19 protein-coding genes are annotated in these 24,696 nt (G+C 45.4%); 14 read left to right on the plus strand and 5 right to left on the minus strand.

Annotated features, from left to right (window positions below; genetic code table 11):
* The first annotated feature begins 251 nt into the window (after positions 1 to 251).
* Positions 252 to 1,868, plus strand: a complete 1,617-nt coding sequence (locus tag CCC70_RS01830) for an MBL fold metallo-hydrolase RNA specificity domain-containing protein (RefSeq protein WP_287084152.1) — start codon at positions 252 to 254, stop codon at positions 1,866 to 1,868.
* A 117-nt stretch (positions 1,869 to 1,985) separates the two neighbouring features.
* On the opposite strand, the gene CCC70_RS01835 is transcribed toward CCC70_RS01830, so the two are convergent.
* Entirely contained in the window at positions 1,986 to 2,234 is a 249-nt protein-coding gene (locus CCC70_RS01835; RefSeq protein WP_110102758.1) for a TIGR03905 family TSCPD domain-containing protein, read from the minus strand.
* Between the two features lie 174 nt (positions 2,235 to 2,408).
* Between CCC70_RS01835 and CCC70_RS01840 the strand changes: the two genes are divergently transcribed.
* From CCC70_RS01840 to CCC70_RS01880, 9 genes are all read left to right on the plus strand, one after another.
* Positions 2,409 to 3,110: a 5'-methylthioadenosine/adenosylhomocysteine nucleosidase gene (locus CCC70_RS01840; protein ID WP_015525635.1), complete on the plus strand. Its 702-nt coding sequence runs from the start codon at positions 2,409 to 2,411 to the stop codon at positions 3,108 to 3,110.
* Between the two features lie 78 nt (positions 3,111 to 3,188).
* Entirely contained in the window at positions 3,189 to 3,569 is a 381-nt protein-coding gene (locus CCC70_RS01845) for a hypothetical protein (protein ID WP_021652849.1), read from the plus strand.
* A 113-nt stretch (positions 3,570 to 3,682) separates the two neighbouring features.
* Positions 3,683 to 4,852 carry a class I SAM-dependent methyltransferase gene (locus tag CCC70_RS01850; protein ID WP_287084320.1) on the plus strand — a complete coding sequence of 390 codons (1,170 nt, stop codon included), beginning with the start codon at positions 3,683 to 3,685 and terminating at the stop codon, positions 4,850 to 4,852.
* A gap of 1 nt (position 4,853) precedes the next feature.
* The gene (locus CCC70_RS01855; RefSeq protein ID WP_287084153.1) at positions 4,854 to 7,307 is read left to right on the plus strand and encodes a hypothetical protein; all 2,454 of its coding nucleotides are present in this window, start codon (positions 4,854 to 4,856) and stop codon (positions 7,305 to 7,307) included.
* 139 nt (positions 7,308 to 7,446) lie between these two features.
* Positions 7,447 to 8,937, plus strand: coding sequence for a UDP-glucose--hexose-1-phosphate uridylyltransferase (gene galT, locus CCC70_RS01860; protein ID WP_287084154.1), 1,491 nt, complete (start codon positions 7,447 to 7,449; stop codon positions 8,935 to 8,937).
* A gap of 54 nt (positions 8,938 to 8,991) precedes the next feature.
* On the plus strand, positions 8,992 to 10,470 hold the full coding sequence (locus tag CCC70_RS01865; RefSeq protein WP_287084155.1) for an InlB B-repeat-containing protein: 1,479 nt from the start codon (positions 8,992 to 8,994) through the stop codon (positions 10,468 to 10,470).
* Positions 10,471 to 10,673: 203 nt separating this feature from the next.
* On the plus strand, positions 10,674 to 12,065 hold the full coding sequence (asnS, locus tag CCC70_RS01870; RefSeq protein ID WP_015525643.1) for an asparagine--tRNA ligase: 1,392 nt from the start codon (positions 10,674 to 10,676) through the stop codon (positions 12,063 to 12,065).
* Positions 12,066 to 12,169: 104 nt separating this feature from the next.
* Positions 12,170 to 13,231: a metallophosphoesterase family protein gene (locus tag CCC70_RS01875; RefSeq protein ID WP_118607830.1), complete on the plus strand. Its 1,062-nt coding sequence runs from the start codon at positions 12,170 to 12,172 to the stop codon at positions 13,229 to 13,231.
* A 27-nt stretch (positions 13,232 to 13,258) separates the two neighbouring features.
* The gene (locus tag CCC70_RS01880) at positions 13,259 to 14,806 is read left to right on the plus strand and encodes an ATP-binding protein (RefSeq protein WP_287084156.1); all 1,548 of its coding nucleotides are present in this window, start codon (positions 13,259 to 13,261) and stop codon (positions 14,804 to 14,806) included.
* A 163-nt stretch (positions 14,807 to 14,969) separates the two neighbouring features.
* Here CCC70_RS01880 and CCC70_RS01885 read toward each other — a convergent pair whose 3' ends face one another.
* The 4 genes from CCC70_RS01885 to murC form a co-directional block, all read right to left on the minus strand.
* A complete protein-coding gene (locus tag CCC70_RS01885; protein ID WP_015525646.1) occupies positions 14,970 to 16,154 on the minus strand; it encodes a ribose-phosphate pyrophosphokinase in 1,185 nt (394 codons plus the stop codon).
* A gap of 1 nt (position 16,155) precedes the next feature.
* Complete coding sequence (locus CCC70_RS01890) at positions 16,156 to 17,142, minus strand: ATP-binding protein (RefSeq protein WP_015525647.1); 987 nt, start codon at positions 17,140 to 17,142, stop codon at positions 16,156 to 16,158.
* A gap of 22 nt (positions 17,143 to 17,164) precedes the next feature.
* Positions 17,165 to 18,262, minus strand: a complete 1,098-nt coding sequence (locus CCC70_RS01895) for a DnaD domain protein (RefSeq protein WP_287084157.1) — start codon at positions 18,260 to 18,262, stop codon at positions 17,165 to 17,167.
* A gap of 330 nt (positions 18,263 to 18,592) precedes the next feature.
* The gene (gene murC / locus CCC70_RS01900) at positions 18,593 to 19,972 is read right to left on the minus strand and encodes a UDP-N-acetylmuramate--L-alanine ligase (protein ID WP_118752416.1); all 1,380 of its coding nucleotides are present in this window, start codon (positions 19,970 to 19,972) and stop codon (positions 18,593 to 18,595) included.
* A 313-nt stretch (positions 19,973 to 20,285) separates the two neighbouring features.
* Between murC and CCC70_RS01905 the strand changes: the two genes are divergently transcribed.
* The 4 genes from CCC70_RS01905 to CCC70_RS01920 all read left to right on the plus strand — a co-directional run bounded on the left by CCC70_RS01905 (position 20,286) and on the right by CCC70_RS01920 (position 24,674).
* Positions 20,286 to 21,563 carry a glucose-1-phosphate adenylyltransferase gene (locus CCC70_RS01905; protein WP_059086196.1) on the plus strand — a complete coding sequence of 426 codons (1,278 nt, stop codon included), beginning with the start codon at positions 20,286 to 20,288 and terminating at the stop codon, positions 21,561 to 21,563.
* Complete coding sequence (gene glgD / locus CCC70_RS01910) at positions 21,560 to 22,681, plus strand: glucose-1-phosphate adenylyltransferase subunit GlgD (protein ID WP_021652857.1); 1,122 nt, start codon at positions 21,560 to 21,562, stop codon at positions 22,679 to 22,681. Before CCC70_RS01905 ends, glgD begins: the two co-directional genes overlap by 4 nt.
* 57 nt (positions 22,682 to 22,738) lie before the next feature.
* Positions 22,739 to 23,035 carry a septation regulator SpoVG gene (spoVG, locus tag CCC70_RS01915; RefSeq protein WP_015525652.1) on the plus strand — a complete coding sequence of 99 codons (297 nt, stop codon included), beginning with the start codon at positions 22,739 to 22,741 and terminating at the stop codon, positions 23,033 to 23,035.
* Positions 23,036 to 23,300: 265 nt separating this feature from the next.
* Positions 23,301 to 24,674: a PcsB-like coiled-coil domain-containing protein gene (locus tag CCC70_RS01920; RefSeq protein WP_287084158.1), complete on the plus strand. Its 1,374-nt coding sequence runs from the start codon at positions 23,301 to 23,303 to the stop codon at positions 24,672 to 24,674.
* Positions 24,675 to 24,696: the final 22 nt, after the last annotated feature.

The following is a 24,696-nucleotide window of genomic DNA, read 5'->3' on the forward strand; positions in this document are numbered from 1 at the left end:
CTGAATAATATCAAAAAATCTAAAAAAATCCCCTTAAAAAAAGAAACATATTTCACAAAAAGACTGTCAAAAAACATATATTTCGTGTATAATAAATACAATAACAAACCGTTAATAAACAAAAAGTCGATTATTTCTTCTTGGAATTGTATATCACAGCGTTTCTGGATGATCGGATATCACAGAGAGATCCTTCAGGCTTTTTTTGATATGGAAATTTCAGAACGTGGGACGGAAAAGGGGGCTTGTGCATGAAGATAACATTTATCGGTGCTACGCATGAGGTAACTGGAAGCTGTTATTATCTGGAAGCGGCAGGACGGAAGTTTCTGGTGGATTATGGAATGGAGCAGGGACCGGATTATTATGAAAATAAGGAGCTTCCGGTGGCTCCGGGTGATCTGGATTTTGTGCTTCTGACACATGCACACATGGATCATTCCGGAAATCTTCCGGCCTTGTATGCAAAAGGCTATCAGGGGCCGATCTATGCGACAGAGGCAACTTGTAATCTCTGCGATATCATGCTTCGTGACAGCGCACATATCCAGATGTTCGAGGCTGAGTGGAGAAACCGAAAGGGGCGGAGAGAAGGAAAACCGGAATTTATTCCTGCATACACTATGGAAGATGCCATGGGTGTGCTCCGGAACTTCGTCAGATGCCCATATGATAAGATCATCAAACCGGCAGAGGGAATCGAAGTAAGATTTGTGGATGCAGGACATCTTCTTGGCTCTAGCAGTATTGAAGTCTGGATGACGGAAGAGGACAAAACAGAAAAGATCGTTTTTTCCGGCGATATCGGAAATATCAATCAGCCGCTGATCAGGGATCCGGTATATATCCGAGAGGCAGATTATGTTGTGATGGAATCTACCTACGGAGACCGCAGTCATGGAGAACGTCCGGATTATCCGGCAATACTGGCAGAGATCATCCAGAGGACCTTTGACAGAGGCGGCAGTTTGGTGATCCCGTCCTTTGCAGTAGGCCGTACTCAGGAAATGCTGTATTTTATCCGACAGATCAAAGAACAGGGACTGGTTCACGGCCATGATGGTTTTACGGTATATGTAGACAGTCCCCTTGCCAATGAGGCAACTACGATTTTCAGTGAGAATGCATATACCTGCTATGATGAGGAAGCAATGGATCTTTTGAATAAAGGTATCAATCCGTTATCCTTCCAGGGATTGAAGACCTCCGTTACTACCGATGATTCCAGAGCTATCAATTTTGATGAGGACTGCAAGGTGATCATTTCTGCCAGCGGTATGTGTGATGCTGGTCGTATCAAACATCATCTGAAACACAATCTGTGGAATCCCAGAAATACCATTCTTTTTGTTGGATACCAGGCTATCGGAACTCCGGGACGGGCATTGCTGGAAGGTGCTGTGGAGATGAAGCTGTTTGGTGAGACTGTGCAGGTGGCTGCTGAAATCTGCAAAATGCCGGGAATAAGCGGTCATGCTGATGTAAACGGACTTATAGAATGGGCGAAAGCCTTTGAGACGAGACCAAAACACGTATTTGTTACGCATGGTGATGATACGGTGACGGAGATTTTTGCCCAGAGGCTTAAAGAAGAGCTTGGGTATGATGCAACGGCACCCTTTAGTGGAACAGAATATGATCTTCTGGAGAACCGGTGTATCCATGAGACTGTTGGTATTCGGATCGTAAAGGCAACTGCTTCGCCGAAAACAACCAAGGCTGCCCGTGCATATGAGAAGCTGCTGGCTATGGGACGTCGCCTGATGTCCGTGATCCGGAAGAATGAAGGCTGCCCCAATAAAGATCTGGATCGTTTTGCAAGAGATATCCAGTCACTGTGTGACAAGTGGGATAGAACGGACATTTAACCGGATAACAAAGATAACATTGAAACAATTATTTTGTCAGATCATTCTAAAATCACCCTGCGGAAATTTTTCGCAGGGTGATGATAAATCCGATATACAAAATAAGATTATATGAGATCAGCCTTCGTTCAATGCCTGGCGGATGGCTTTTGCAAGCTGATCCGGGCATGAAGTTGGTTTGAATCCGCAGCGGATGCCTTCCAGACGGGAGATCACTTCATTTGCATCCATTCCCTCTGCAAGCTGTGCAACACCCTGTGTGTTTCCGGAACATCCGCCTGTAAACTTGATATTGTGAACTTTTTTATTATCGTCGATCTCGAACTCAATTCCCTGAGCACAGACGCCTTTTGTCTTATAAACCATTCTGGTTACCTCCTGTTCTGTTTATTTATCGATTATAGCATCTCTCAAAAAAAGTTTCCATAAAAAATAAAATTTGTTATAATGAACAATGTAGAAAAAGAAAAAGATACTGCTGAACGGAAAAAACTGTGAAATTCAGCGGGATATCATATTGAAAGAGAGGATTTACAGATCATGAAATGTGTTGGAATCATAGGAGCAATGGAACAGGAAGTAGCAAGACTGAAAGAGGTTATGGAGAATGTATCCATTACTACCAGAGCCGGAATGGATTTTTATGAGGGTGTTCTGGAAGGAAAGAAGGTAGTTGTGGTACAGTCCGGGATTGGTAAGGTAAATGCCGGCATGTGCACCCAGATCCTGGCAGATCTCTTTCAGGTGGAAGCGGTGATCAATACCGGTATCGCAGGAAGCCTTAACAATGATATCAATATTGGAGATATCGTACTTTCCACAGATGTTCTTCATCATGATATGGATGCAACCGGATTCGGATATCCGAAGGGACAGATCCCGCAGATGAAAGAGTTTTCCTTCCAGGCAGATGAGTGCCTTCGTAAGATCGCACATGATGTATGCGAGGAAGTAAATCCGGAGATCAGGGTTTTTGAAGGAAGAATTGCTTCCGGAGATCAGTTTGTATGTGATCAGGGTGTAAAAGATAATATTGTAAAGGAATTCAGCGCCTATGCTGTTGAGATGGAGGGCGCAGCGATCGGACAGGCAGCAGCTCTTAACGGGATTCCATTCCTGATCATCCGTGCTATCTCAGATAAAGCAGATAATAGTGCAAACATGGATTATCCGGCTTTTGAAAAGCTTGCAATTGAGCACAGCGTACGTCTGACCCAGGGAATGCTGAAACGGATGGCCTGATCGGAACTTTGGAGGGAACCGTCATTTTTCTTCTGCATATACTGTAAGAGATAGCAGAGAGAGGACAGCAGAAGAGTTATGATCTATCCAGATTTTTATCCGTTTTATGCTACACAGGGAAGTCCTGGTTTTTATAATGAAGAGAGAGAACAGGAAAAGGAATTTGATCTGATGAGATCATACTATCCGGATACAGCCCGAAGGATCCAGGAAAAAGCGGAAGCACAGTGTCAGCTTTTGGATTATGAGGGAAGCCGGCTGTATGATGAATATCCGGATCGTTTCATGCTCTATCACATCTGTCACCAGGTGAAAGGACAGATGGAAGGAGATACCAGTGTACAGGAGATCCCAGGAGGGTTCCTGGATGATCTGATCGAAGTACTGGTGTATCAGGAGATTTCCAGACGAAGATGCAGGAGGAGAAGGTGCAGAAAATGTTTCCGCACTGAGTATTAAAATGGCGGTTTACCCATGAACGATACAGTGATACTGGCAGAAGCGACCAAAACTGGTTCGCACAACATCTGTCCATATACAATAAAACAAAAAGTGAATATAATGGAAGTATGATGAAAACAATAAGGGAATTTTTAGAAGAACAGATTAATGAACAGCTGATACAGGCTGTTGTCAGTGGCCGCAGGACTGGCGAGGGACCTTCCAAGGTGAAGCTTCGTCCTGTGGAGCTGAAGGGTCAGATTTTTTACCAGGCGTCCATGACAGAAGGGACGAAGGTTTATCATAAGAATTTTACCAGGGAAGAGATGATCGCTTATCTGGAGCATGCCATGGAGGAATTTCGTCAGCTTCAGGCAACCGGACGCAGTCAGGATGGAAGTATCCTTATCAGCAAGAAAGGGAAAGCAACCATCAAAACAAAACAACACGGGCCTGCACAGAATGAGAAGATAAAGATCGCTCCTCATAACCGGGTGAAACAGTACATTCTCAGAGAGGGAACGGCAGCTCCGTTTCTGGTGGATCTGGGAGTTATGACAAAGGATGGAAAGATCGTTGCTTCCAGATATGACAAGTTCAGACAGATCAATCGTTTTCTGGAGTTTATCAGGGATATCCTTCCGAAGCTTCCTAAAGACAGAGAAATCACGATCCTGGATTTTGGCTGCGGAAAATCCTATCTTACTTTTGCTATGTATTATTATCTCAGAGAACTGGAGGGTTTTGATGTAAACATCATAGGGCTGGATCTTAAGGAAGATGTGATACGGCATTGCAGTGAATTGGCCAGATCTTATGGTTATGACAAGCTGCATTTTTACCAGGGAGATATTGCAGGGTACGAAGGCGTTTCTTCTGTGGACATGGTGGTGACACTTCATGCCTGCGATACAGCAACAGATTTCGCTCTGGCCAAGGCAGTGGAATGGGGGGCTCAGGTGATCCTGTCTGTTCCATGCTGTCAGCATGAACTGAATCGTCAGATCCGAAACGAAATGCTCCAGCCTGTTATGCGTTATGGGATCCTGAAGGAAAGAATGGCAGCTCTGATCACAGATGGTCTTCGTGCCGAGCTTCTGGAAAGCAAAGGATATGAAACCCAGCTTCTTGAATTTATCGATATGGAACATATACCAAAGAATATTCTGATCCGCGCAGTAAAAACCGGAAAGAAAAGGAGCAGGGACAGTTTTTCGGATACCATGAAGGCTCTTCATGTGGCTCCTACCCTGGACAGGCTTCTTTATCCGGAAGAGTCAGCCTCACAGAAGGGAGAATGACATGATGAAGATCCTACGTAAGGGAGCGATACTGCTGGTGATCTTTGTGGCAGTAGTAGCCGGGACCTCGTTTCTGATGAACAGCCAGTCTACAGATAACCGCTCTGATATGAATGATGCCACACTTCCGGAGGTTATGGTAAAGATCGGAAGTACCCAGGCAAATAAGATGTATGGATACAGACAGCAGATGCAGACCGATTTCATGAGAGGAAGTATTACTCCGCTGGATACGACTAAAAAAGTGTCTTTTGAGATCAACCCATATGCTGATACAGTAACAGGGCTTGCTTACGAGGTACGGACTTCAGATGGAAGCAAGGTTATGGAGAACCGTAAGATCAAGAATCTCACGAAAGAGGACAACGGCTGTTTAAGTACAGAGATTGAGATCGGCAGTGACCTTCGCATGAACCAGGAGTATTCCATGCAGATCACGCTGGATACCAGTGAGGGGGAAGTTTACTACTATACAAGAGTGGTTTCCAGAACCCAGTTGAATACAGAAGCGTATCTTCAGTTTGTCAAGGATTTTTCCACAAAGTGTCTGGACAAGGAACAGGCAGATGCGCTGACCGGATATCTGGAAGCGGAGGATATTTCCGGCGGAACGAATTACAATAATATTTCCATCAGTTCCGGACTTTCCAATATCAGCTGGGGATCCCTTTCTCCGAAGCTCTACATGGAAGGAGTTCCGCTGATCGATGATATCAATGAAACGACTGCAAGTATCACGCTGGATTATCAGGTTTCCGCACAGGATGATGAGGGTAAAACCGAAATTTATGATGTTACGGAATTTTACCGTATGCGTTATACAGAAACAAGGATCATGCTGCTGGATTTTAAACGTTCTGCAACGAAGGTATTTGATCCGTCTCAGAAGGTAGTTTCCGATGCAGGCCTGCTTCTGGGTGTCCGTGACAAGAATGTCACCTATGCTTCAGACAGCAGTGGAAAGATCGTTGCTTTTGAGCAGGATGGGGATCTCTGGTCTTATGCACCGTCCAGCGGAAAGATCACAAGGGTCTTCAGCTTCCGCAAAGAGGAAGATAACGATTCCAGATATGTGCGCAACGAACATGATATCAAGATCATCCGAGTGGCAGATAACGGGGATGTGGACTTTGTATTGTACGGTTACATGAACCGTGGTGTTCACGAGGGGTACAGCGGTGTCTGTGTTTATCACTACAACAGCGACCGTAATGTGGTGGAAGAAAAAGTATTCATACCAAGTACAGAATCCTACGAGTTTCTGAAGGAAGATCTTGGAACACTCACTTATGTAAACAAAAACAATCAGCTGTTTCTGCTGTTTGCACAGAAGCTGTATCAGGTAGATATTGAGACAGGAACCTCACAGGTTCTGGAAGAAGGGATCAAACAGAACCATTTTGTTGTGTCAGATACCAAGGCACATGCAGCATGGCTGATCGAATCCGGAGATGATGCAGGGAAGATTCGGGAAATTGAATTTGATTCTCTGAAAACAAGAGATATTTCGCCGGAAAGCGGAAAAAATCTGAGAGCTCTGGGATTTATGAATGAAGATCTGGTATATGGGATCCTTTCCGATGAAGACATTCTTACGGATGCCAACGGACATGAAACAGAGGGAATCAGTACATTCCGCATTGAAAGCTTTAAAGGAAAGGTGAAAAAAGAGTATCGTCAGGATGGCCTTTATATCACCAACGTAACGGTTGGCAGTACCATGATGGAGTTTGAACTTTCTGCAAAATCGGGGAATGCTTATACAGTCCAGAAAAAGGACAATATCATGAATAACAAAAAAGCATCCGGAAGCCAGATAGATGTAGCATTGATCACTACAAACCGTGCAGGAACGCTGATCCGCCTGACTATGACTCAGAAACCAGAGACAGACAGTCCGCTGCTTGTTTGTTCCAAGATCGAGAGTACTGAAGACTCATCGGTAACATTGGATACTACCGTTCCACAGGGAGAACTTTATTATGTTTATGCATATGGTTCTCTTGACCGTATCTATACCGATCCGGCTGCAGCTGTGAAACGCGCGGATGCGCAGACTGGAGTGGTACTTAACCGTGCGCAGCAGTATGTCTGGGAACGTGGAAACAAAAAAACAAAGCTTCAGATGAATATAGAAGATGTACCGGAAAGTATACGTACAGCCAACTGGAAGAAAAAAGAACTTCAGGATAGCCTTGGTGATATGGGAACGGTGATCGATCTGACCGGCTGCACTCTTGACAATGTTCTTTATGAGGTCAGTGCCCAGAGACCGGTGATCGCCAAGACAGGAGAAAATTCCAGTGTGGTGATCGTAGGCTATGATGAATATAATACCTATCTTTATGATCCGGCAACAGGGCAGATCAGCCCGTATGGAATGAATGACAGTACAGCGCTGTTTGAGAGTGCCGGAAATGTATTTCTCACCTATATAGAAAACGTCACAGAGTGATGCTTACAGAGCAGGCCGGATGAAGGCTATGGGTTTACAGCAGGATGGCAAGACGGGAGTTCCCGTTTGGCATAAATCGGAAAACAGGAAAAAAGTTCCTGTTTTCCGGGAAAAGCGCGACAGGAAAGGGGAAAAAGCAATGTTAAGTGAAAGTATTAAAAAACTGGTACAGTATGGAGTGGAGAGTGGTATTACTCCGGAATGCGAAAGGATTTATGCAACCAATCTTCTTCTGGATGCCTTTGGGGAAAGCGAATATACAGAACCGGAGGCAGAGTATGCTAAAATTGACCTTGAGGAGACTTTGAACGAACTTCTTGATGAGGCTGTAAAGAGGGGGATCATCGAGGACAGTATTGTGTACAGAGATCTCTTTGATACAAAGCTGATGAACTGTCTGATGCCGCGTCCTGCCCAGGTACAGAGAGAATTCTGGGATGCTTATAAGGAAGATCCGGAAAAAGCCACAGATTATTTTTATAAGCTGAGTCAGGACAGCAACTATATCAGACGTTATCGTGTAAAAAAAGATCAGAAATGGACAGTAGACAGCGAATATGGCAAGATTGATATCACGATCAACCTTTCCAAGCCGGAAAAAGACCCAAAGGCTATCGCAGCTGCCAAGCTGGTAAAATCCAGCAGCTATCCAAAATGTCTGCTTTGTCCGGAAAATGAAGGCTATGCAGGAAGAGTCAATCATCCGGCAAGGGAGAACCACAGGATCATCCCGATCACCATCAACGACAGTCCATGGGGCTTCCAGTACTCTCCATATGTCTACTACAATGAACATTGTATCGTATTTAACAGTCAGCATACTCCGATGAAGATCGAGAGAAATACATTTATCAAGCTGTTTGATTTTGTAAAGCTGTTCCCGCATTATTTCCTTGGTTCCAATGCGGACCTTCCGATCGTAGGAGGTTCTATCCTCAGCCACGATCATTTCCAGGGCGGACATTATACCTTTGCCATGGCAAAGGCAGAGATTGAAAAGCATGTGACGATCCCGGGATACGAAGATGTGGAAGCCGGCATTGTAAAATGGCCTCTTTCCGTACTGCGTATCCGCAGCAAAGACGAGACGAGACTGATCGATCTGGCAACACATGTACTGGCAGGCTGGAGAGGGTATACTGATGAGGCTGCATTTATCTTTGCAGAAACAGACGGAGAGCCGCATAACACCATCACACCGATCGCACGTAAAGTGGGAGATACCTTTGAACTGGATCTGACATTACGTAATAATATCACAACAGAGGAGCATCCGCTGGGGGTTTATCATCCGCATGCATGCTATCATCATATCAAGAAGGAGAATATCGGTCTTATCGAAGTTATGGGACTCGCTGTTCTTCCGGCCCGTCTGAAAGAAGAGCTGGAGCTTCTTGAAGAATACATTTTAAGCGGCAGGGATATCGCTTCCAATGAGAAAATCGAGAAACATGCTGCATGGGTTGCAGAATTTCTGCCAAAATATGAGAAACTTGATAAAGATAATATCCAGGAAGTCCTTCGCAGGGAAGTGGGCAATGTATTTGTTCATGTACTGGAGGATGCCGGTGTTTATAAATGCACACCAGAGGGCAGGGATGCATTTATGAGATTTATCAATACTCTGTAAAAAAGTACGGAGGCACCCGGGGATGGATATGTATTTCAGGAGGAGTTTATTTATATGAAAAACAGGGAAAAAACCGGAAAGGCCTTTCGGATAAAATGGCTTTTGCTGGCACTTGTGGCAGCTGCACTGATCTTTGTGCCGGCTGCATCGCATAAGGTGTCGGCGGCGAAGCTTGTTTATACCGTTAAGTTCAATAATAATTCAGGTACCAGCAAAAGTAAGACGTATACCGCACTGACACGGAACGTGACATTAAATACTACGATCCAGCTTCCGGCAGTACCCAAGGCTGTGGGATATCAGAATCTCGGATGGACCACACGGAAGGGGAGCAGTAAGGTGGTATATAAAGCAGGTGCCAGCGTAAAGATCAGAAAAGATATGACTCTGTATGCGGTCCGCAGAAAGAGTAAGTATTATACCGTAAACTTCTATCTTGGAAATGGAAGCACCAATTCCGCATATAAGAAGCTGCAGAAAAAAGTAGAAGAGGGTACATATTACACATTGCCTGCAGTTCCATCCAGATTGGGATATGTAAATCTTGGCTGGTCAACGGCAAAGAACGGCAAGGCATCTACTGCAAAAAAAGTAGGAACGAAGATTAAAATCTCCGGTAATATCAGATACTATTCCGTACAGATGCAGTCAGTAAAAGTAAATCTCCGCAAGGCAAACGGAACCGTATGGAAGACAGTAACACTTGGAAAGGGCGGTTACCTTAAGCTCCCATCCGTATCCAATGCGGAAGGTTATACGTTTATGGGATGGTCTAAGACCAGACGGACCGGTTCTTCCACAGATCCGGATTATGAAGCCGGCGAACTTCTGCGGATCAGCAAAAACACCAATCTGTATGCGACGGTATTTAACCGTGCACTGGAGAAGGACATCAGTTCCGATGAGATGGCTCATCCGGCTATCGGTATGATGTACAGTAAGGTCATTTTTGTGGGAGATTCCCGTACTGCAGGAATACAGGCGACACTGAAAAAACAGATGAGCAGTTCTGTAACAAATGGGGTTTCTTTTGTTGCAAACCCAGGAAAGGGCTTGAGCTGGTTCCGGGATACAGGATATGCACAGCTTATAGAAGAGATCGACAAAACAGAAGGTTCCAAACCGATCGCCGTTATCTTTAACCTGGGTGTCAATGACCTGGGAAATGCAGGTAATTATGTCAGCTATATGACCAATATAGCATCCACACTGAAAAGTAAGAACTGTAAACTCTTTTACATGTCCGTAAACCCGATCAACAGCATTATGATCACAAAAGCAGGAAGAGGTGCCCGTACAGAGGCACAGGTAAGAGAATTCAACAGCAAGATCCGTTCCGGCCTTTCTTTGTATTACAAGTATATTGATATGTACAGCGTACTTATGAAAAAAGGCTACGGGACCAATGCCCGCTATGATGGTGTGGATGACGGCGATGACGGACTTCACTACACAACAAAGACATTCAAGAGGATCTATTATTACTGCATTACTTATCTCAACACAGGAAGTATCAACGCATCTTATTATTAATGGTATTACAGACAGAAAAATCCCGTCTGCCGGAGACATTCCGCCAGGCGGGATTTTTCTGTCCGGCGGCCCGCTATTTTTCTGTCCGACAAGGCAATTACTCCTTGCACGAACCATGAGAATAGTCTATACTTAATTCGATACGGACGTTTGGAGGTCCGCAGGGACGTGTGATCCTGAATATGAGGAATGAGGTATAGATTATGAAACTGACAACAGTGAAAGAGATTTACAGAAACCGTGAACAGTATCTTGACAAAGAGATCACTGTAGGTGGATGGGTACGAAGTGTTCGTGATTCCAAGGCGTTTGGATTCATCGTACTTCATGATGGAAGCTTTTTTGAAACTCTTCAGATCGTATATCACGATAACATGGAGAATTTCGCAGAGGTTTCCAAGCTGAATGTTGGAGCGGCCATCATTGTCAAGGGAACACTGGTAGCTACCCCTCAGGCGAAGCAGCCGTTTGAGATCCAGGCAACAGAGATATCTGTAGAGGGAGCTTCCGCACCGGATTATCCACTTCAGAAGAAGAGACACAGTCTTGAATACTTAAGGACCATGACACATTTAAGACCGAGAACAAATACTTTCCAGGCTGTATTCCGTGTACGTTCTCTTTGCGCATATGCGATCCATAAATTTTTCCAGGAGAGAGGCTTTGTCTATGTGCATACACCGCTGATCACGGGAAGTGACTGTGAAGGTGCAGGAGAGATGTTCCAGGTAACAACACTGGATCCGAAGAATATTCCGCTGACAGAGGATGGAAGTGTTGATTATTCACAGGATTTCTTCGGAAAGGAGACAAACCTTACCGTGAGCGGACAGCTGAACGGAGAGACTTATGCACAGGCATTCCGCAACATCTACACATTCGGACCGACCTTCCGTGCTGAGAATTCCAACACTACCCGTCATGCAGCTGAGTTCTGGATGATCGAGCCTGAGTGTGCGTTTGCAGACCTTCAGGACGCTATGGAGCTTGCAGAGGCTATGCTGAAATACGTGATCCGTTATGTCTTTGAGAATGCACCGGAGGAAATGAACTTCTTCAATTCCTTCATTGACAAGGGGCTTCTTGACAGACTGAACCATGTGCTTAATTCTGAATTTGCACATGTGACTTATACAGAGGCTGTTGAGATCCTTGAGAAGAACAATGACAAATTTGATTACAAGGTATTCTGGGGATGTGATCTTCAGACAGAGCATGAGCGCTATCTGACAGAGCAGGTCTACAAGAGACCGGTATTTGTTACAGATTATCCGAAGGAGATCAAGGCATTCTACATGAAACTCAACGAGGATGGAAAGACAGTTGCGGCTATGGACTGTCTGGTGCCGGGAATCGGAGAGATCATCGGAGGAAGCCAGAGAGAGGATGACTACGACAAGCTGAAAACACGTATGGATGAGCTGGGTCTGAAACCGGAGGATTACGATTTCTATCTGGATCTTCGTAAATATGGTTCCACACGTCATTCCGGCTTTGGCCTTGGATTTGAGAGATGTGTCATGTACCTTACAGGTATGGGCAACATCCGTGACGTGATCCCATTCCCGAGAACTGTAAAGAACTGCGATCTTTGATCAGAACACTTTTGCACAGCAGGACGTTCTGTGCTCCTGAGATCAGCAGAGAGAAATTGGCAACAGGTATTGATATGTGTGACTGACACACAAGGGAGAACATTATGAGATTTATTCATCTTGCAGACGTGCATCTGGGCGCGGTTCCCGACAGGGGCTGCCCGTGGAGCAAAGAGCGGGAGGAAGAAATCTGGAGCACTTTCCGCCGGGTTATTGCGGGCATCCGCGAAGATCCGGTGGATTTGCTATTTATATCCGGAGATCTGTTCCACCGCCAGCCTCTTATGAGAGAGCTTAAGGAAGTAAATTATCTGTTTTCCACCATCCCGGATACCAGAGTGTATCTGATGGCAGGAAATCATGATTTTATAAGCAGAGATTCTTTTTATAATACGTTTGAGTGGAATTCCAATGTTATATTTTTCAGGAGCCGGGAACTGACCTGCGTTAAAGATCCCAGGCTTGATGTCTATGTATATGGACTGAGTTACTATGACCGGGAAATAAAAGACGGACTTTATGATCAGGCTGCCCCTGTCCAGAAAGAAGGAATCCATATTCTGCTGGCCCATGGCGGCGATGAGAAGCATATTCCTCTCAGTGCAGCAGCTCTGGCGGCGTCAGGCTTCGATTATGTGGCGTTAGGGCATATCCATAAGCCGCAGATCCTGATCCGTGACCAGGCGGCCTTTTCCGGGGCTCTGGAGCCCATTGACAGGAATGATACAGGGGAACATGGATATATGGAGGGACGACTGATCAACGGAAGGATCCGTACAGAGTTCGTTCCATTTGCCTGCCGTTCCTATCAGCAGCTGGTAATGACACTTCACGAGGAAACCACACAGATATCTCTGGAAGAAGCAATAAAATCCCAGATTTTCCGCAGAGGAGGAAGAAATATCTACAGGATCATTCTTCAGGGAATGCGTTCGCCGGATATTCTTCTGATTCCTGAGAAACTGAAAAGTCTCGGAAATGTTACCGATGTTGTGGATGAATCCTGGCCGGCGTATGATCTTGGTGAGCTCTACAAACGCTACAGCGGTACTCTGATCGGTGATTATATCGGTTATTTTCTGGCCAAAAAGGGTATGGATACCGTGGAAAAAAAGGCGTTGTATTATGGGCTTCAGGCGTTGCTTGAGACAGGTAGCCGGCGATAAGGGGGCAGCACAGGAGGATAGCATAAGATGGTTATCAGACGTTTAAAAATAAAAAATTTCGGGAAGATCCGGGACAAGGATATGGAGCTTTCACCTGGGATCAACGTACTTTACGGTGAAAATGAGAGTGGAAAAACTACCACACATACATTTATCCGCTCCATGTTTTACGGCGTTCGCAGACTGCGGGGAAAGGCTGCTCTGAACGATACATATACAAAATATGAACCATGGGAAAATCCGGCAGAGTATGGTGGGATCATGTGGTTTACAAGCAAGGGGAAGAAGTATCGTCTTACCAGGAATTTTTATAAAGAAAAGAAGCTGGGAGAGCTTCTCTGTGAAGATGATGGCAGTCTTGTAGATGCGGAACAGGGAGCTCTTGGGACTATTCTCGGAAATGTAAGTGAGGCAGTTTATGATAATACGGTGTCTGTGGCACAGCTGAAAAGCGTTACAGGAAAAGATCTCGTACGTGAACTGCAGAATTACATGGCCAGCTACCAGGGAACCGGTGACAGTTCCATTGACATGGGACGAGCCATGCAGATGCTGAAAATGTCCAGAAAAGGATATCTGACAGAAGCGGCCCGGCGAAAAAAGGAGCTGGAAAAGGAAAAAGAAAAGATTTCCGCAAATATGGAATATATCCGCAGAGAGATCCGTGAACTGGATGAGAAGCGTGATCGGATCATGCAGCAGCAGGACGGGATGAACATAGGGACCAGAGAACGGAGTACTGAGGATCTTCTTGAGCTTCGGATCGATCGTGTAAAAAGAAGGCGGGAGCTGACAGATGCAGTTCTGACAGTTGTGCTTCTTGGTGGGATTGCCGGTACCGGCTGCCTGGCAGCTTTTTCCGGGCAGGTCATTTTCAGTGTTCTGTCAGGCGTGGCAACTGCGGCGATTTCTGTAGCGGCATTGTTTTTCCGCATACGGCTCAGCAGGGAGCTGAATAAGAGAGAACGTCAGAGAGAGCGCTGGCTTTCCAGACATGAGGAGCTGACCTGGAACCGGAACAGTCTGGACAGTGACTACGAAGAGAAGCATACAGCGCTGGAGAACCTGCAGGCAGAGTTGACGGAATGTGAAGAAAACACAGAAGTGATCACTCCGGAGGAAACAGAAATCCAGGCGCTGAATATGGCTATGGAGACTATTGAGGCACTTTCCGGAAACATTACAGATCAGGTAGGGATCTGTCTGAAAAAACGTACATCTGAGATATTAAGTGAGATTACCGGTGGCAGATACCAGGAGGTTCTGATGGATGAGGCATTGCATATGTCTGTGAACACAGGGGAGCGTATCGTATCCATTGAGAGACTGAGCCGCGGGACACTGGAGCAGATTTATTTTGCCCTCCGTATGGCAGCAGGAGAGCTTTTCTGCAAAGAGGAGCCGTTCCCTGTGATCCTTGATGATGTATTTGGCATGTATGATGAAGAACGTCTTGCAGCGGCTCTCAGGTGGCTGCATAAAGAAAACAGACAGGTGCTCATAAGTACCTGCCATAAAAGAGAAATGGAGATCCTGGATAAAGAGAGGATTCCCTATCAGAAGCTTCCTATGTGAGCTTTTGCAGGAAGATTTCAGCATAAAGATCAAAAGCAAAGCAGACAGCAGATGCGGATCATGGATATCCGTCTGTTACAGAAATATAAAGCGGCTGCGCTTTCTGAGAGACTGTTATATCGTTCTCAGAAGGTGCAGCCGCTTTGCGTGCGTTATGATTTATTTATTTCTCATGCTGGCTCATGTAATTTGTTACGCAGCGTTTGATTCTGTCTACCGGATTCAGAAGGTGGCTGACAGAGGTATCATGGTTCAGCGTATCAATGATCAGAGCAATATATTTGCTCATATCGCAGCTGATGTAGTATGGCTTCTCAAGAAGCTCCGGTGACTGATAAACCAGGTTAGTAGTAAGGAGCTTGTCGAAATAGCCCTTCTTGTAAGCATCGTCAAATTTATCAAGACCATCGGTAAAGAATCCGAAGGTAGAGCAGATGTAAACTCTGCCTGCTCCTTTCTCTTTCAGGAGAGACGCGATCTTAATGATCGTATCACCGGAGGAGATCATATCATCGATCAGGATCATATCCTTGCCCTCGATCTTTGGTCCGAGGAATTCATATGCTGCGATCGGATGACGGCCGTTTACATATCTTGAGTAATCCAGACGTTTATAGTACATACCCATATCAACACCGAGGACATTGGCGAGATAGATCGCACGGTTCATGCTTCCTTCGTCCGGGCTGATCGTCATGAAATGATCCTTGTCGATATGAAGTCCCTTTTCATTATTAAGAAGAGCCTTGATGAACTGGTAGGATGGCTGTACAGTCTCAAAACCATGAAGAGGAGTCGCATTCTGTACACGGGAATCATGTGCATCAAAGGTGATGATATTCTCAACACCCATATCGATCAGCTCATGAAGTGCATTGGCACAGTCAAGAGACTCTCTTCCGACACGTTTGTCCTGGCGACTCTCATAGAGATATGGCATGATCACGTTGACTCTGCGGGCTTTTCCGCCTACAGCGGCGATAACACGCTTCATATCCTGGAAATGATCATCCGGGGACATAAGATTCGTGTAAGGTCCGATCGGATAGGATAAGCTGTAATTTGTCACATCTACCATTACGTAGATATCATCACCGCGGACAGATTCGTTGATGGTGCATTTACCCTCACCGGAGCCGAAACGTGGAGTCTTGGCGTCAATAATGTAAGAATCGCGCTTGTATCCCTCGAATGCAAAGGAGTCCATTCCAGGATACTGTCTTTCGGCACGCCATTTGACCAGCCAGTCATTCACCTTCGCGCCTAATGAGCTGCAGCTCTGAAGGGGAATCAGTCCAAGTCTTCCTACCGGGAGTGTGGAAAAATCTTTTGTATTTACCTGTGCCATTTTAATTTCCTCCTAAAAATATTTTCTGTATACGGATGTCCTTCCCGATCAACGATATCATCTGATAGTTGCTGGCAATTCGGGAAAATGTTCTCTCGGAATAGGTATCCGAGAAATTTTTGAGCGTCAGATTCGTGGAAATGATCGTGGATTTCCTGCGCATGATCCGCTCATTGAGACAGAGAAAAAGCTGTGAAGATACGAAACTGTTGGTAAGCTCCGTTCCCAGGTCATCAATGATCAGAAGATCACAGTCATAGATCAGTTCCTCGTCTGTGCCGGTATCTTTTCGGGAAAAAGAATTCGCAGCCATCATATCAAAAAGATCGTAGGCGGAAAAGTACAGGACACAGTGGGTGGATCTGAGAAGCTCTCGGGCGATGCAGTGTGAAAGAAAGGTTTTTCCCACACCGGTATCACCATATAAAAACAGGTTTTCAAATTTATGGTCGAAGTTCTGCACAAAGCGCTGTGCAGTGTCATAGGCCCGTCTGGCTGTTTCCAGGGCAGACAGTCCCGTGGCTTCGTTTTTTATTGTAGCAGAATAATAGTCAAATGAAAAGCTGTCAAAATTCTCTTTTTCGAGAATTTCATTCAGATTGGACTGTGCATAAAGCAGTTCGATCTCAGCTTTTTTAAAACAGGTGCATTTTCGGCTGCCGATATAGCCGGTATCCTGACAGTCAGGGCAGGTGTAAGGCATCTCCAGATAGTCTCCGGGAAAGCCGTTTGCAACAAGAAGGGTGATCCGTTCATCGGAAAGCTCCTGAATGGCTGCCTTCAGATCCGAAGTTCCCTTTTCTTCGCCGTTTAAAAGGCGACGGACTTTGTCAGCACTTAAAGTTGCCACCTCGTCATCAATCTCTTTCAGACGGGGGATCTTTCCGTAGGCTTCGGCTGTGTGCTCCTCCAGAATACGGTGGTTCTGTGCCTGCCGGCGGCTGTATTCTCTCATTATAGTATCATATTGAAAATTCTGTAAAGGCATAAAGCGCTCCTTCCAGGTTCTGTTACTGATTATTTAAAAGACGTTTCTCATATTCCGCAAAATCATAATCACGCTGGTGGAAATTATTGAAGCGGTTGCTATTCTGAGGCTGAGTCTGGGGCTGCTTCTTCCTGGAAACGGATTTCTCAAGCTGGCGTTTTTTGTGTGCGGCATCCAGAAGCCGGATATCCTCCAGCGTATGTACGTTTTTCTTTTTCCAGCCGGAGAGGATCTTATCTGCATATTGGAAACTGGGCTGTCCGGTGGAAAGGACAGTACGGCTGCAGGCTTCCTGGATCAGTTCCAGATCAAAACCGTAGGTCTTGCGCCAGGTATCAATGTAAGTGATCTCGTTATCAACAGGATTGCGGCCGCTGATCCCCATAGCCTTCAGGATCGTGTAATAATCCTTGGAAAAACGGGAGCTGGCATCCCGTGCCATCTCGACGGTGGTGATGCCGTCTTTTGCCCAGGCGAGTGCAACAGTTTCAATATAACGCATACTCTTGCGGCCTCTGGAAACACAGTATTCCACCAGATATTCGATGAGATCCGCAGACATATGAAGTTCATCATAGAAAAAAAGGATCTTCTGCATTTCTGTAGGCGTCAGTGTTTTGGTCAGATACTGCTCTGTGATATAGAGAAGCTGACTGATCTCTTCGTTTTGCTTAAGTTCTCTGATCCGGTCAGGAGTGAGACTGAGAATGTAATCAGCGGAGCTTGGGACTCCCGGATCCGTGTTCCCGGAAACGGAAGCAGAATTGCCGGAACCGGTGAAAGTATCCACGGAAGCGCTGCTCTCTCTATGACCGGTATTCGCAAAGGGTTCCAGCAAAGTGATCCCGGAAAGCTTCTGATCTGCAGTATAGGTTAATGCGATCAGTTTCTCACCTTCCCAGTATTTCAGCGCACGGGAAATATCTCTTTCCGTGCAGAAAAGGCTGTCTGCCATATGCTCCAGGCTGAAAGAAGAAGGAGCGGCAGATACCATCCGGAGAAGGTAGATATATACCTTTACGAACTCCCCGTTGGCACGAGGCATGAAATTGTCAATAAAGCGATTGGAAAGAATCGTTACCTCCAGTTCAGAGGAATTCTGAAGTGAAATCAGGCTCATGATCAGCAGCTCCCTTTCTAAAATACAGCAGATATTTCAGGTGATATCCCGAAGTCCGCCATGCTAAAAAGGATTATAGCACAACCGCTTTTACTTGAGAATAGTCTATTTTCACAGAAGTTGTGCACCAATTTCCATGTGGAAAATGTGGATAGTGTGGAAAACTTCGAGGATAACATTATCAGCAACTAACAAAAACCTTAATTTTGTAAGAAAAATGCGGTATTTGTTGAATGTGGCTGTTGAATTATGTCAAGTAGGTTATACACAAAAAAATCCACATGCCAGGCACATCTGAAATGTGCATAAGCATGTGGATAATGTGGATAATTATTTTCCGAGAAGGTGTTCTCCAATATTTACAACGTCTCCGGCGCCCATAGTTATCAACAAATCACCATGTGCACAACTTTTTAAGAGGAAGCTCTCGATCTCATCAAAAGTCGGGAAATATTCGCAGGGGGTTCCAAGTTCCTGGATCTGTTTCTGGAGATCCTGGGAAGAAATACCAAGATTGTCTGTTTCACGTGCGGCATAAATATCAGCCAGTACAACATGATCGGCCAGAGTCAGCGCTTTTGCAAATTCCGGAAGAAGAGCTTTGGTACGTGTGTAGGTATGAGGCTGGAATACACACCATACCTTCTGATGCGGATAATTCTTTGCAGCATGAAGGGTTGCCTCGATCTCGGTTGGATGATGCGCGTAATCATCAATGATGGTGATACCGCCGATCTCACCTTTATACTGGAAACGACGGTCTGTACCGGTAAAGCTTCCGAGACCTTTGACGATCACATCATCCGGAAGGTCCAGAAGGCGTCCTACGGCAATGGCGGCCAGTGCATTGGATACGTTGTGGATACCCGGTACACGCAGATAATAGCTGCCGATCTTTTTGCCCCGGAAGAGAACGGAGAAGGAAGGATGTCCGTATTTATCCCAGGTAATGTCTGCTGCGGTGTAATCGGCATCGTGCTCCAGACCATAGGTAAGAACATTGCATGGAAGCTCCCGGGTGATCGTCTCATACTCCGGTGTGTCGGCGTTGATGATCAGAGTACCGTCAGCAGGGAGAAGCTCTGCAAATTTCCGGAAGGAATGGCGGATGTCATCGATGTCCTTGAAGAAATCCAGATGATCGGCATCCATGTTCAGGATCACACTGATCTTAGGGAAGAAGCTTAAAAAGCTGTTGGTGTATTCGCATGCCTCTGTGATAAAGGTCTCAGAATTTCCAACGCGGATGTTTCCGTGGATAGCAGGAAGGATTCCGCCAACACTGATGGTAGGATCACAGTCACCCTCAAGAAGGATATGGGAAACCATGGAAGTAGTAGTGGTTTTTCCGTGGGTTCCGGAAATTGCGATCGGTGTATCGTAGTTCCGCATGATCTGTCCCAGAAGCTCTGCGCGGGTGAGCATTGGAAACCCTTTTTCTTTCGCACAGGCAAATTCCGGGTTGTCCGGGTGGATCGCTGCTGTATAGACAACCACATCTACATCATCCTTGATGTTGGAAGCGCGCTGTCCGTAATAGATCACAGCGCCACGTTCTTCCAGTGTGCGGGTCAGCGGGCTGGATTTGGCATCGGAACCGGAAATCCGGAAATTTTCCTCCAGAAGGATCTCGGCAAGGCCGCTCATGCTGATGCCTCCGATCCCGATGAAATGAATATGGAGCGGTTTATGAAAGTCTATCTGATACATAATAATCTCCTTATATATATGTTATTTTCGTAGCTCTTTTGTCTGTTTTATTATAACGCCAACAGAAACAATTGAAAAGTGGTTCTTTTGGCTAAAAAAGCGGTTTTTTCCGGAATATAAAAGTAACCAGAAAATAACATCGAAAAATGTTGAAAATTACCAGAGGAATGAAAAAAATGGTGAGTCTTACCAATTTATAATATACAATAGCGATAAAAAAAGTAAAATATAGATAAATTAATTGTAAAAAATGTTCACTAATACAGTAAAGTATGCTATAATGAAATAATCATAACATACAAGAGGTGATCGCATGATTAAGAAAGAGATGATTGCCATGCTCTTGGCCGGTGGGCAAGGCAGCAGGTTAGGAGTTTTGACAGAAAAGGTTGCAAAGCCGGCAGTCGCTTTTGGTGGTAAATATCGTATCATCGATTTTCCACTGAGCAATTGTATTAACTCGGGAATTGACACGGTGGGTGTGCTGACACAGTACCAGCCTCTCCGCCTGAATACACATATCGGTATCGGTATTCCGTGGGATCTTGACCGCAATGAAGGCGGTGTCACAGTCCTTCCTCCGTATGAGAAGAGCACAAGCAGCGAATGGTACACAGGAACTGCCAATGCGATCTATCAGAATCTGGCTTATATGGAGCAGTATAACCCGGATTATGTACTGATCCTTTCCGGTGACCATATCTATAAGATGGATTACGAAGTGATGCTGGATTTCCACAAAGCGAACAAGGCAGATATTACGATCGCGTGTATGCCGGTTCCCATTGAGGAAGCCAGCCGTTTTGGTATTATGGTTACTGATGAGAGCAGCCGTATTACTGAGTTTGAGGAGAAGCCGGAGCATCCAAGCAGCAATCTTGCATCCATGGGTATCTATATTTTCTCATGGCCGGTTCTGAAGGAAGCACTGATCGCCCTGAAGGATCAGAATGGCTGTGACTTCGGTAAACATATCCTTCCGTACTGTAAAGAGAAGGGGCAGCGCCTTTTTGCTTATGAGTACAACGGCTACTGGAAAGATGTAGGAACTCTTGGTTCTTACTGGGAAGCAAATATGGAGCTGATCGATATCATTCCGGAGTTTAATCTTTATGAGGAATTCTGGAGGATCTACACCAAGGGAGATGTGATCCCGCCACAGTATATTTCCGCAGATGCAGTTGTGGACAAGTGTATCATCGGTGAGGGAACAGAAATCTATGGTGAAGTACATAATTCAGTGATCGGTCCGAATGTTATCATCGGCAAGGGCAGTGTGATCCGTGATTCTATTATCATGAAGAATACAGCAGTTGGTGAGAACGTTGTTATGGATAAAGCCATCGTGGCAGAAGATGTTGTCATCGGAAATAATGTTGTGATCGGATGCGGCGAGGAGGCACCGAATGTTCTGAAACCGGCTGTATATTCCTTTGGACTTGTGGCTATCGGCGAAAACAGCGTGATTCCAGACAGTGTCAAAATCGGTAAGAATACCGCTATCGCCGGTGTTACAACAAAAGAAGACTACCCTGACGGAGAACTGGCAGCCGGCCAGGTAATTGCAGCAAAGGACGGTGGGAAAGAATGAGAGCGATAGGTATTATTTTGGCAGGCGGTAATAATAACCGCATGAGAGAATTATCAAACAAAAGAGCAATCGCGGCAATGCCTATTGCAGGAAGTTACCGCGCGATCGACTTTGCCCTCAGCAACATGGCAAATTCACATATCCAGAAGGTTGCTGTGCTGACACAGTATAATGCCCGTTCCCTTAATGAGCATTTAAGTTCATCCAAATGGTGGGATTTCGGAAGAAAACAGGGAGGACTTTATGTCTTTACTCCAACCATTACCAGAGATAACAGCTTATGGTATCAGGGTACTGCAGATGCGATCTATCAGAACCTGAGCTTTTTAAAGAACAGTCATGAACCCTATGCGGTGATCGCTTCCGGCGATGGAATCTACAAGCTGGATTACAATAAAGTCCTGGAGTATCATATCGCAAAGCGGGCAGATGTTACCGTTGTATGTACTACATGCAAGGATCAGAGCCAGGTTGAGAGATTTGGTGTTCTTCGCATGAATGAGGACTGTCGGATCGAGGAATTTGAGGAGAAACCGATCGTTTCCTCCTATAATACGGTATCTACTGGTATCTATGTCATCCGAAGAAGGCAGCTGATCGAACTGATCGAGCGTGCTGCCCAGGAAGGAAGGCATGATTTTGTAAATGATATTCTTATCCGTTACAAAAATCTGAAGAGGATTTACGGATATAAGATCGATAACTACTGGAATAATATCTCTACTGCAGAGGCTTATTATCAGACAAATATGGATTTCCTGAAACCGGAGATCCGGAACTATTTCTTCAAACAGGAGCCGGCGATCAAAACCAAGATCGCAGATGTACCTCCTGCTAAGTACAATCCGGGTGCAACTGTGAAGAACAGTCTGGTGTCCAGCGGATGTATCATCAACGGAACTGTGGAGAATTCTGTTCTGTTCCGTGATGTATTTGTAGGAAATAACTGTGTGATCAAAAACTCTGTGATTCTTAATGACGTATATCTTGGAGATAATACGCATATTGAGAATTGCATTGTTGAGAGCCGGGATACCATCCGGGCGAATTCATATTACTGCGGCGAAGAAGGAGAAGTGAAGATCGTCGTAGAGAAAAACGAACGCTACGTATTATAAATGCGGAAGATCAGTTTTCCGCAGATACGGTTAGCGAAATGAAAGGGGCAAGTAGCAATGAATATTACAGATGTACGTGTGAGGAAGGTAGCAAAAGAAGGGAAAATGAAGGCCGTTGTGTCTGTCACAATAGATGATGAGTTTGTGGTACATGACATCAAGGTGATCGAAGGCGAGAAGGGGCTGTTCATCGCAATGCCAAGCCGTAAGGCAAGCGACGGTGAATATCGTGACATCGCACATCCGATCAATTCAGCAACAAGAGAGCAGATCCAGACGATCATCCTGGACAAGTATCAGGAAGTAATGGCTGAGGAAGCTGAGAATGAGGTTCTTATGGAGGCTGCGGAGTAAGAGAAGCAGCTTCAGGGGGGATTACATCAGAGAAGTATTCTCGTAGCTGATGATCTTTGGATTGAAACAGCATAGAATAAAAACTGCCGTTTTACAGATAAATCTGTGAGAGGGCAGTTTTTTTATGCTCCGGAAAACAAAAAAATGCTTTTCAGTTCATAAAAATTTAAATTATTACGTATTTGTTACAAAAATAAAATAAAATTATTGCTTTTTATGAAAAATGTGTTATACTAGAATCCATGAAAGGACGAAAGGTGTTTATATGAAGAATAGAAAAGTTTTCACATTACTGCTTACAGGTATGCTGACCCTTTCCATGGGAAGCACCGTATATGCATCAGGTACAGACGCTGCGATCGCAGAGGCACAGGCGGAGAAACAGGCCGCTGAGGAGGGTCTTGCGCAGGTACAGAGCAGCATCGGCACACTGGAGAGCAAGAAGCAGGAGCTGGAGAGCTATCTGGCTGATTTAAACGCACAGTATGAGGATCTTACCAACAGCATTTCTGAGCTTAGTATCCAGGCTGCTGAGAAGGAAGATGAATTAAATAAAGTAAAAAAAGAACTGAAAAAAGCAAAGAAAGCTTCTGCAGATCAGTATGAATCCATGAAGCTTCGAATCGCATATATGTATGAAAATGCCGGAACTTCCGCGCTGGAGACACTGCTTTCTTCCGAAAGCCTTGCAGAATTTCTCAATCGCGCGGAGAATGCGATCCAGATTTCTACATACGACAGAGACATGCTGGATAAATATGTGAGTCTTCAGGAGAATATCCAGGAGAATGAGAAAAAGGTTGAGACGGAGTCCGCAGAGATTGATGATCTGATGACGGAGCGTGCAGCCAAACAGCAGGAAGTGCAGTCCATGGCTTCCAGCACAAGCGATGATATTAACTCTTATGTAAACCAGATCAGCGCCAGCCAGGAAGAGGCTCAGCAGCTGATGGCAGATATCAGTAATGCAGACAGCAGTATTACCGCTCTGGTACAGCAGGCAGAGGCGGAGAAGGCTGCAGAAGAGAAAGCTAAGGCTGAAGCGGCAGCAGAGGCTGAGAGACAGGCAGCAGAAGCGGCAGCCCAGGAAGAAGCCGATCAGGATAACGAGGACAGCGAAGAGGCTGATTCTGACGATGATTACGGCTATGATCCGGAGGAGGATACAACCGAGTCTTCCAGCAGCTCTACAAGTACAGACATTGTTGTAGAGGAGGAAGAGGAAGCGGATGATGTACAGTCTGGAAGTTCCGAAGATGTTTCCGAGGACAGCTCCCAGGAGGTTTCCAATGATGAGACAGCTCCCGAGGAGACGGAAGATGCCTCTGCGGATACGTCCGATTCCGGTTCTTCCAGTCAGGGAACATATCTTGGAAACTTTACACTGACCGCATACTGCAACTGTGCACAGTGCTGCGGTACAGCCGGCAATCTTACCGCCAGCGGAACAGTTCCGACAGCAGGACGTACCGTTGCTATGGCAGGTGTTCCGTTTGGGACCAAGCTTCTGATCAACGGCACTGTTTATACGGTAGAGGATCTGGGAACTCCTTACGGACATGTGGATATCTATTGTGGAAGCCATTCTGAGGCATTAAGCTTCGGACTTCAGTCTGCAGATGTATATCAGGTGGGCTGATCCGGAAAAATCCAGAGGAGAA

It is taken from the genome of Blautia sp. LMAG:89, from assembly GCF_008679485.1.
Lineage (GTDB): Bacteria > Bacillota > Clostridia > Lachnospirales > Lachnospiraceae > Blautia_A > Blautia_A fusiformis.

Bases quoted from the DNA above. Each gene is read 5' to 3' on its own strand.
- glgD (WP_021652857.1), top strand. From the start codon at position 21,560: ATGAGAGCGATAGGTATTATTTTGGCAGGCGGTAATAATAACCGCATG.
- CCC70_RS01865 (WP_287084155.1), top strand. From the start codon at position 8,992: ATGAAAAACAGGGAAAAAACCGGAAAGGCCTTTCGGATAAAATGGCTT.
- asnS (WP_015525643.1), top strand. From the start codon at position 10,674: ATGAAACTGACAACAGTGAAAGAGATTTACAGAAACCGTGAACAGTAT.
- CCC70_RS01905 (WP_059086196.1), top strand. From the start codon at position 20,286: ATGATTAAGAAAGAGATGATTGCCATGCTCTTGGCCGGTGGGCAAGGC.
- CCC70_RS01890 (WP_015525647.1), bottom strand. From the start codon at position 17,142: ATGCCTTTACAGAATTTTCAATATGATACTATAATGAGAGAATACAGC.
- CCC70_RS01920 (WP_287084158.1), top strand. From the start codon at position 23,301: ATGAAGAATAGAAAAGTTTTCACATTACTGCTTACAGGTATGCTGACC.
- CCC70_RS01850 (WP_287084320.1), top strand. From the start codon at position 3,683: ATGAAAACAATAAGGGAATTTTTAGAAGAACAGATTAATGAACAGCTG.
- galT (WP_287084154.1), top strand. From the start codon at position 7,447: ATGTTAAGTGAAAGTATTAAAAAACTGGTACAGTATGGAGTGGAGAGT.
- CCC70_RS01880 (WP_287084156.1), top strand. From the start codon at position 13,259: ATGGTTATCAGACGTTTAAAAATAAAAAATTTCGGGAAGATCCGGGAC.
- CCC70_RS01830 (WP_287084152.1), top strand. From the start codon at position 252: ATGAAGATAACATTTATCGGTGCTACGCATGAGGTAACTGGAAGCTGT.
- CCC70_RS01835 (WP_110102758.1), bottom strand. From the start codon at position 2,234: ATGGTTTATAAGACAAAAGGCGTCTGTGCTCAGGGAATTGAGTTCGAG.
- murC (WP_118752416.1), bottom strand. From the start codon at position 19,972: ATGTATCAGATAGACTTTCATAAACCGCTCCATATTCATTTCATCGGG.
- CCC70_RS01855 (WP_287084153.1), top strand. From the start codon at position 4,854: ATGATGAAGATCCTACGTAAGGGAGCGATACTGCTGGTGATCTTTGTG.
- CCC70_RS01840 (WP_015525635.1), top strand. From the start codon at position 2,409: ATGAAATGTGTTGGAATCATAGGAGCAATGGAACAGGAAGTAGCAAGA.
- CCC70_RS01875 (WP_118607830.1), top strand. From the start codon at position 12,170: ATGAGATTTATTCATCTTGCAGACGTGCATCTGGGCGCGGTTCCCGAC.
- spoVG (WP_015525652.1), top strand. From the start codon at position 22,739: ATGAATATTACAGATGTACGTGTGAGGAAGGTAGCAAAAGAAGGGAAA.
- CCC70_RS01845 (WP_021652849.1), top strand. From the start codon at position 3,189: ATGATCTATCCAGATTTTTATCCGTTTTATGCTACACAGGGAAGTCCT.
- CCC70_RS01895 (WP_287084157.1), bottom strand. From the start codon at position 18,262: ATGAGCCTGATTTCACTTCAGAATTCCTCTGAACTGGAGGTAACGATT.
- CCC70_RS01885 (WP_015525646.1), bottom strand. From the start codon at position 16,154: ATGGCACAGGTAAATACAAAAGATTTTTCCACACTCCCGGTAGGAAGA.